Below are 8,079 nucleotides of genomic sequence, written 5' to 3'. Positions count from 1 at the left end.
TTATTTGGTACTGCGTTGCATTATGGCCTGGAGATGTTGGGTACCTTTGATGAAGTGAGTTTAGGTACAGCAATGATCGCATTAAAAAATCGTTATGGACAACAGTTATCGGATGCAAGTTTAGAAGAGATCGAAGTTCGTATTAAAAATTTAATAGAAAATAAAGCATTTCAAGAGATATTGGATGGGGCAAAAATAACCAAAGAGCAGTCTCTGAGTTTTGAGGGAGAACTTAAACAGATAGATTTGCTTTTAGAGTATGAAGATCATAATTTGGTTATAGATTATAAAAGTTCTAAGAAATATGCTGTAAAACATCAAAATCAGGTGAGGTATTACCAAAAAGCGATACATACAATTACAGGGAAAAGAACAGAAGGCATGATCGTTTATCTTACTGGAGACGAAATTGATATATCAATCTTAAAATAAACTTAATTTAAATAAATTTTAAGGTTATGTGGGTACAATCCGTCCACAAAAGAACATTTGCAGAGTAAATGGTTCTATTTAAACAAGGAAAATTCATGAAATTGACATCAGTTCTTAAACCTGCTGACGTGACTCGTGACTGGGTTCTGATCGATGCAGAAGGTAAAACTTTTGGTCGTATCTTAACTGAAGTAGCGACACTTCTTAGAGGTAAACACAAGCCATCATTTACACCAAACGTAGATTGTGGTGACTTCGTAGTAATCATCAACGCTGAAAAAGCAAAATTCTCAGGTGCTAAACTTGAAGATAAAGAGTACTTTACACACAGTGGTTACTTCGGTTCTACTAAAAGTAAAAAACTTGGTGATATGCTAGAAAATCATACTGAAAAACTTTTCAAGCAAGCTGTTAGAGGTATGCTGCCTAAGACTACTCTTGGTAGAGCGATGCTTAAAAAGCTTAAAGTATATGCAGGTGCTGAACACCCACACACTGCTCAAATCAATAAGGAGGCGTAAGCATGGCAACTATTTATGCAACAGGTAAAAGAAAAGCGGCTATCGCTAAAGTTTGGATGACTCCAGGTAACGGTGAAATGCTTATCAACGGTAAAACACTTGACCAATGGTTAGGTGGACATGAAACACTTAAGATGAAAGTAAGACTTCCACTTGAGCTTACTAAGCAACTTGACGCTATGAATATCAAAGCTACTACACTTGGTGGTGGATATTCAGCACAAGCAGATGCACTTAAGCATGGAATCACTAAAGCTCTTGTTGAGTTTGAACCATCTTTCAGAGCAATTCTTAAACCAATGGGACTTCTTACTAGAGATTCAAGAGTAGTTGAAAGAAAGAAGCCAGGAAAGAAAAAAGCGAGAAGATCTCCACAATTCTCAAAAAGATAGTCGATCTTTTACCAAAGCTTGTCTTTGGAAAATCTCTTCGGAGGTACGTTTCGACTTCTTTACCAAGGTTTACCCTTGGTATCTTTTGCAAGAGTTTTTCTCTTGCAAAGTCTACATTTTATAAACCTTCATTTATTATTTACCAATCTAAGAACTTTTAAATCTAAGTATATATGATCACGCACATAAAAAGGCATGACATGACAAAGAAACCATAATTTAATAGAGTAAAAAATAATTCGCTAAAAAGAGTAAGAGTAGTTTGAAAGTTATAATAACTATGGTGCCAATAATATTACCTATTTGACAGGAAGTACACTGTTTATATTGTTTTCCCTCATGCTGTGCATATAAAAAATAAATAATGGTCAGTACTAAGAGTATTAGCATAAGATAGTTCTCTGCTATTTTAATCATATCTGCCATATTTGTATCGACGAATAAACTTAGAATCAGACCTATGACACCTAAAATGAATCCATATTTGATAAGGTGCAGTATTTTATCTCTTTTAAATACAGTAGGACAATCATTATGATCGATATCATCTGTTCCAAATTCTAGTTTGCTATCAAAGAGTTTTTGTTCTTCTTCAGTCATTCTTATTCTAAAGTTTGCACCAAGTAAATAATCTGTTTTCCTTTGAATAGTGATGGCCAGATCCCCTTCAGCAGAGAGAAACTGCTGTTTCCCTTCCCTGTCTTCATACATGAGCTTTATTTTTTCATAGCGTTTTGTTTTGGCACTGAGACCTGGAAAATAGGCTGTAGACTCAATAGGCGTAACAGATCCCTCTCTTTTGATGATCACAGGATTGATGATCTCTAAAAACCGATCTTCATCTTGTTTGATAACAATGACAGCAAGAGGTGAAGCTATTTGAAATGCTGCTAATGCGTTGAGTTCATTTGCTTCTATCGTGTCTTTGAGATCTTGTATGATCTCTAGCAATGTATTATCAAAATGGCGTACAGGTCCACCAAATTCTAAACTCATGACTGTAGGGTATTGTGTCATTTTTTGTATCATATTCTCTCTTTGAAACGCTTATGCTATATTTAGATATTTAATGGGGTAAAAATAGAATAAAGGTTTGTAGTCTATGTACCTTAGATGAACTAAGGTACATAGATAGATCAGTGGCTTTTACTTACTACGATCAGCATTTTAATGTTGATCACCATAAATCTAATAAATTGCCAAATCTTACAAGTTCTCATCGATCTTGCAAATTTCCCTGGGATCATGGTTAAGTTAAATTGTTCATTTTGAAAATTTACTTCTTCTTCTTTTTTCATTGTATCTCCTTTTTTCTATAATAGTTTTTTCATATGTAGACCCAGATTGGGCTTACTCTGGAATCAGCGTCCAACCTGGCTTGAGTTTAGCTTTATAGATGAACAGATGGTGTAGGATATGTTTGATCCAGTGACCAGCTAGACCGATCTCTCCAAATGTATAATCTGTATCACGACCTGTTCCAGGGTACTTTTCAAAGTCTGGTACAACAGGGTAGACCGTCATTGCTGCTGCCTGGCCATCAAAGACACCTTTACCGGCACTTGCAACACATGCTGCACCCATTTCTGCCATAGAAGCTTCATGAAGATGTGCATTTTCACCACTTTTGATCATATCGCATACAGAGTGCGCAACTGCTTTCCCGATGATACCTGCAGGCATACCCGTTCTTGGCGGTGTAGGGTTGATCGGTGTTCCGTTTGGTGAACTCATAGGTTTAGAGATAAGATGCGGCGGTGCAAAGGCGATACCACATGCAAAGATGTTACCAAACGATGGGTTTTGGTATGTTCTTGGCCAGTCAGATGCTTTCCAGTTCTCATACGCACCTGCATCGTATTTTGCATCTACTTTCATAAATCCGTTAGGAGCAAAAAGTGTATCAGTCATGTCTGAACCATCTTTGTCATAGGCTTTAAGTCCTACCCCTCCAAATGGTGGGATAAGCATAGAAAAGTCAAACTCTTCTTCACCCATACTTCCATCAAGAAGTTCATAATGTACTTTCCCTTCTTCTACTTTGTTCACATGCGCACCAATGATCCATGGTACATTTCTTTCAGCGTAAAGAGACTCAGCAAAAAGTTTAGAACTTACTGCGTAACCTCCCACTTTCATGTGAAGTCCACCCATACCAAAGTCACCAAGGAATGATTCATTAGAGATCCATTTGATATCTAGCATATCCCTCACACCGGCTTTTCTTGCTTCATGCTCAATGTTGAAGATGTATTCAAATGCTGCACCCTGACATGTACACATACCATGACCTGTACCTACAAGAAGTTTTTGTCTTTCGCCAGCTTTTGCTTTTTCAAACACTTTGTTGAGCTCATCATTTGCATGGACAGCATGGTCTGCAGTACACACAGAAACAGTATGCTCTCCCAATTCCCCATTCCCATTACCCAAACCTGGTGTTGCATCAAAATTGAGCTTAGGTCCAGTGGCATTGATAAGGTAATCGTACGTTAAATCTTCTGTTTGGCCTTTTGTAGCCTCTTCTGTAGATTCGATCACAATGTATGGAGTATCACTATCGGCTTTTCCATTAGGATGGATAGAAACAGCTTTTGCTTGCCTGTAGTCGATCCCCGCTTTTTTATAGATCGGTGCGAGAGGAAATACAACATCCTCTTTTTTCATCTGTCCTACACCCACCCAAATGTTAGATGGAATCCAGTTCCATTGAGAGTTTGGAGTGACTACCACCACTTCATGATCTCCCCCAAGCCATTTTTTTGCAAATGTTGCAGCAGTGTGTCCTGAGACTCCACCACCCATTACTATTATTCGTGCCATATTCTTCCTTTTTGAACCAAAATCATGTACTCTATAACATAATCTATAGTTAAATTAATTGTTCTTATTAAGTGTAAGACAGAGATGATTAAATCAAAATTAAAATTTGTATATTTTATAAAATTGATTAAAAATACTTATAATTTTAAAGAATGAGCAGTTTTTTACTATTATGTATGACCCTTGTTTTTCCTAAAACTTATAAATTATATTTATGAAATTAGGAGTAATAATGTACGAATTCAAAATATGATAGAATAACTCTAAATTTACGCCTAAAGACATTAAATGACAAACTTTTTTGACATGATCATGACACCCATCCGCGCGATCAAAATGCGTTATGTTCCACTACTTCTTATTTACTTTGCCTATGGTGCCAGTGGATTTTCAGCTGTAGCGGAGACATTTTGGGTGAAAGAGCAGTTGAACCTCTCTGCAGAAAACCTTATATCTCTCGGTGTTTGGCTTACTGTACCATGGACGATCAAAATGATATTTGGTCAGATGGTAGACTCTTTTTCTCCTTTTGGATCTAACCGTAAGGTTTATGTTTATATAGGCGCACTGCTTATGGTTTCCGGAACGTTACTTATGATAGGATTGGTTTCAGATGCTGTTTTGTTGGCGGCCTACACAAAAGAAAAGGTCTATATATTTGCATCAGTGCTCTCGGTGGTGGGTTTTGTAATGCAAGATGTCGTGGCAGATACCATGAGTACGGAAGTAGTAGATAAAAGCCAAACAGATGTTGAGATAAGGAAAGAGTTGGCAATGATCCAAGTCCTTGCCCGACTTTCTTTGGGATTGGCTATTTTTTCTGTGGCAGGATTAAAAGGGTGGCTTGCCGAAATATATAGCTATGAAACCATGTTCAAGATCTCTTTGTTTATTCCAGTACTTTCTATAATCGGGGTAACATTGGTGAAATTGAATCCGGTAGAGTCTTCGCCGCTCAATAAGCAGATCTTTTTTGGTGGGTTTCTCTTTGCTGTTTTTGTGGTACTTATAGGATATAACGAAGTACCATACTCTCAGGAAATAGTCTTTTTTGTCTCTTTAGGCGTTGTCCTCTATTTTCTTCGTACGCTTATCATGGATCTGGATCCAGAAACTATTAAACATATACAGATGGCAATGATCGTTATTTTTGTATATAGGGCTATGCCAAGTGTAGGACCTGCACTTACATGGTGGGAGATAGATGTCCTGGGATTTGACAAAGCATTTTTTGGTACATTGGGCCAAATAGGTGCGGCTTTGGCACTAGTAGGGATGTGGATCAGTTCGAAGTACATCGTTAATCAGGCCATAGGAAAAGTACTTATTTGGATGACGATCATAGGGAGTGTTTTATCCTTGCCGATATTAGCCATGTATTATGATGTGCACACGATGCTTGGTATAGATGCAAGAACGGTGGCTCTTGTCGATACAGCAGTGGCTTCGCCTTTTGATTATATTGCAGGGGTATTGATGTTGACCCTGGTCGCTATCTATGCTCCAGAGGGCCATAAAGGAACGTGGTTTGCACTAATGGCCAGTCTCATGAACATTGCGCTTAGTGCAGGAGGACTTTTAAGTAAATATCTCAATAAAATCTTTATCATGACCCGAGAAATTAAAGAAGATGGAAAGATAGTAGTACCTGCAAATTATGATGATCTGGGTATGTTGCTTTGGGTGGCGATCATTGTTGGTTTTATTGTGCCTATTGTGACTATTATAAAGTTCAATCCAGACCCGAGTATTAAAAAAAAGAATTTAAAAAAGCATAAAAATATTGGATAAGATCCATAACCTAGTTAGTTGTATATATAAAAGAAGAAAAAATGATTATATTATTTGATTTAGACGGAACACTGATAGACTCTACAGAAGCGATACTGGAAAGTTTCGGTATCGCTTTTAAAACATTTGATGCACTTGTCCCGGATGATGAACTGATCAAAGCGGAGATAGGACATCCCTTAGATGTGATGTTCTCATCACTTGGTGTAGAAGATGCACATGTGGATGCGCATGTAGATGCATATAAGATGCATTATAGAAAGATCTCATGTGCCAAGACAGTATTGCTCCCTGAGGCAAGAGAAGCAGTGGAACTAGCAAGTCAACATGCTGTTCTTGGAGTGGTGACAACTAAGACAGCTAAATATTCCATTGAACTTTTAGAACATATGGGGCTTATGTCATATTTTGATGTATTGGTGGGTAGAGAAGATGTTGAGTATCCAAAACCACATCCTGAACCTATATTAAAAGCTTTATCAAAATTACAAAGTGATACAAGTAAATATTGGATGATAGGAGATACACCGATGGATATATTGGCGGCCAATGCAGCAAATATAAACAGTGTTGCTGTGACATGTGGATATGCAGATGAAGTATTGCTATTAAAACATACAGATAATGTATCTAAAACAGCTCTTGAGGCTGTGAAATTCATCACTCAATTTCAACAAGATTAAAAAATTAATAAATCTCGCTATAATCAAAAAAATATTATTAAGGAAATCCTATGCCATTATTAGACAGTTTTACAGTGGACCATACAAAAATGATCGCACCAGCAGTACGTGTTGCTAAAAAGATGAGTACACCTAGCGGAGATGACATTACGGTGTTTGATCTGCGTTTTTGTATACCAAATGAGGAGTTGCTTTCTGAAAAAGGCATCCATACCTTGGAACACCTTTTTGCAGGTTTTATGAGAGACCATTTAAACAGCAAGAATGTTGAGATCATAGACCTTTCACCTATGGGGTGCCGTACAGGATTTTATATGTCAGTATTGGGGTCACCAAAAGAAAAAGCTGTAGCCAAAGCATGGAAAGAATCTATGGAAGATGTACTTGGAGTGAAAAGTGAAAAAGATATCCCAGAACTTAATTTACACCAATGCGGTACGTATACAATGCACTCGTTGGATGAAGCACAACATATTGCTGAAAAGGTTATCAAGAGAGGCATCGGAAAAATGAGTAATAAGAAGTTAAAAATGACAAAAAAACAACTCAAAGATGCAAATAAATAATGTCTTTGCCTTTTACTGTATTTAGATTTAAAGACCTTGATGAAATATAATGAATCGTTAAGAGAACAAAAAGAGTTAGTACTATGTGAAGATGGTACCAATACACTCTTTTCTGTTGAATTTGATGAACCCTATCACTCCACGAAGGATGGTGCTTTACATGAGTCTTTAGAAAAACATGTAAAGCCCGCTTTGTCTCTAACCAAAGAAAAAAAACAACTGACTATTTTAGATATTTGTTTTGGTTTGGGCTACAATACTTTTTCTACACTATATTACATTAAAAAATATGACTTGAAAACAAAAGTACACATACTCTCTCCGGAGTTTGATGAAGGACTTGTACGTTCACTGGATACCTTTGCGTTTCCACCGGAGTTTGAGAGCATCAAACACATTATCAAAGCCATAAGCCAAGACCTTTACTATGAAGATGCACAGTTCAAGATAGAGATACTTCTAGGGGATGCAAGAAAAAGCATACCGAAGATTCAAGAGAAGGTAGACATCATTTACCAAGACGCCTTCAGTCCTGCACATAATCCATTGCTTTGGACCAAGGAACACTTTGCAGATATAAGGGCCATTTCCAAAGAAGATGCACTTCTTACTACCTACTCAACAGCAGCAGCCATACGTTTAGGACTTTATGAGAATGAATTTTTTATCTTTGTGCATAGAGCCGAAATGATGCGTTATTCTACTGTAGCAAGCTTGAAACTACTTGACGGATTAGAATATATAGATATGGAACTCAAAAAACAAAGAAACCCTGTAGCAGAAAGTCTAAAAGACAGTACCTTTATCTAAACTATGCTCAAAAAATGAGGATAGAATAATAACTGTATCAATAAAATTTATGATTATTATT

The 8,079-nt window shown here is 37.0% G+C and carries 9 protein-coding genes and 1 pseudogene; 7 read left to right on the top strand and 3 right to left on the bottom strand.

The genetic code is table 11. The annotated features are described in order from the left end of the window. The 3 genes and pseudogenes from ABYK33_RS01595 to rpsI form a co-directional block, all read left to right on the top strand. Window positions 1-432: pseudogene (locus ABYK33_RS01595) on the top strand (RecB-like helicase); the annotation flags it as partial. A gap of 95 nt (window positions 433-527) precedes the next feature. Continuing rightward, on the top strand, window positions 528-953 hold the full coding sequence (rplM, locus tag ABYK33_RS01590; RefSeq protein WP_373031153.1) for a 50S ribosomal protein L13: 426 nt from the start codon (window positions 528-530) through the stop codon (window positions 951-953). 2 nt (window positions 954-955) lie between these two features. Further along, complete coding sequence (gene rpsI, locus ABYK33_RS01585; RefSeq protein ID WP_373031152.1) at window positions 956-1,345, top strand: 30S ribosomal protein S9; 390 nt, start codon at window positions 956-958, stop codon at window positions 1,343-1,345. Window positions 1,346-1,564: 219 nt separating this feature from the next. Here the strand turns inward: rpsI and ABYK33_RS01580 are convergent, their stop codons facing one another. The 3 genes from ABYK33_RS01580 to ABYK33_RS01570 form a co-directional block, all read right to left on the bottom strand. Then, window positions 1,565-2,374, bottom strand: a complete 810-nt coding sequence (locus tag ABYK33_RS01580) for a peptide deformylase (RefSeq protein ID WP_373031151.1) — start codon at window positions 2,372-2,374, stop codon at window positions 1,565-1,567. Between the two features lie 107 nt (window positions 2,375-2,481). Further along, window positions 2,482-2,643, bottom strand: a complete 162-nt coding sequence (locus ABYK33_RS01575; RefSeq protein ID WP_373031150.1) for a hypothetical protein — start codon at window positions 2,641-2,643, stop codon at window positions 2,482-2,484. 52 nt (window positions 2,644-2,695) lie between these two features. Then, window positions 2,696-4,168: an NAD(P)/FAD-dependent oxidoreductase gene (locus ABYK33_RS01570; protein ID WP_373031149.1), complete on the bottom strand. Its 1,473-nt coding sequence runs from the start codon at window positions 4,166-4,168 to the stop codon at window positions 2,696-2,698. Window positions 4,169-4,456: 288 nt separating this feature from the next. Between ABYK33_RS01570 and ABYK33_RS01565 the strand changes: the two genes are divergently transcribed. From ABYK33_RS01565 to ABYK33_RS01550, 4 genes are read left to right on the top strand one after another with little or no spacing between them, the layout of a single operon-like run. After that, a complete protein-coding gene (locus ABYK33_RS01565; protein ID WP_373031148.1) occupies window positions 4,457-5,959 on the top strand; it encodes a hypothetical protein in 1,503 nt (500 codons plus the stop codon). A 41-nt stretch (window positions 5,960-6,000) separates the two neighbouring features. Then, window positions 6,001-6,642, top strand: coding sequence for an HAD family hydrolase (locus ABYK33_RS01560; protein ID WP_373031147.1), 642 nt, complete (start codon window positions 6,001-6,003; stop codon window positions 6,640-6,642). 50 nt (window positions 6,643-6,692) lie between these two features. Next, window positions 6,693-7,208: an S-ribosylhomocysteine lyase gene (luxS, locus tag ABYK33_RS01555; protein ID WP_373031146.1), complete on the top strand. Its 516-nt coding sequence runs from the start codon at window positions 6,693-6,695 to the stop codon at window positions 7,206-7,208. Between the two features lie 39 nt (window positions 7,209-7,247). Then, entirely contained in the window at window positions 7,248-8,018 is a 771-nt protein-coding gene (locus ABYK33_RS01550; protein WP_373031145.1) for a tRNA (5-methylaminomethyl-2-thiouridine)(34)-methyltransferase MnmD, read from the top strand. Window positions 8,019-8,079 lie beyond the last annotated feature (61 nt).

Origin of the sequence: Sulfurovum sp. (assembly GCF_041562805.1) — a bacterium.
Lineage (GTDB): Bacteria > Campylobacterota > Campylobacteria > Campylobacterales > Sulfurovaceae > Sulfurovum.
The sequence above is the reverse complement of the archived record's forward strand: the minus strand, read 5'-3'. Positions and strand labels throughout refer to the sequence as shown.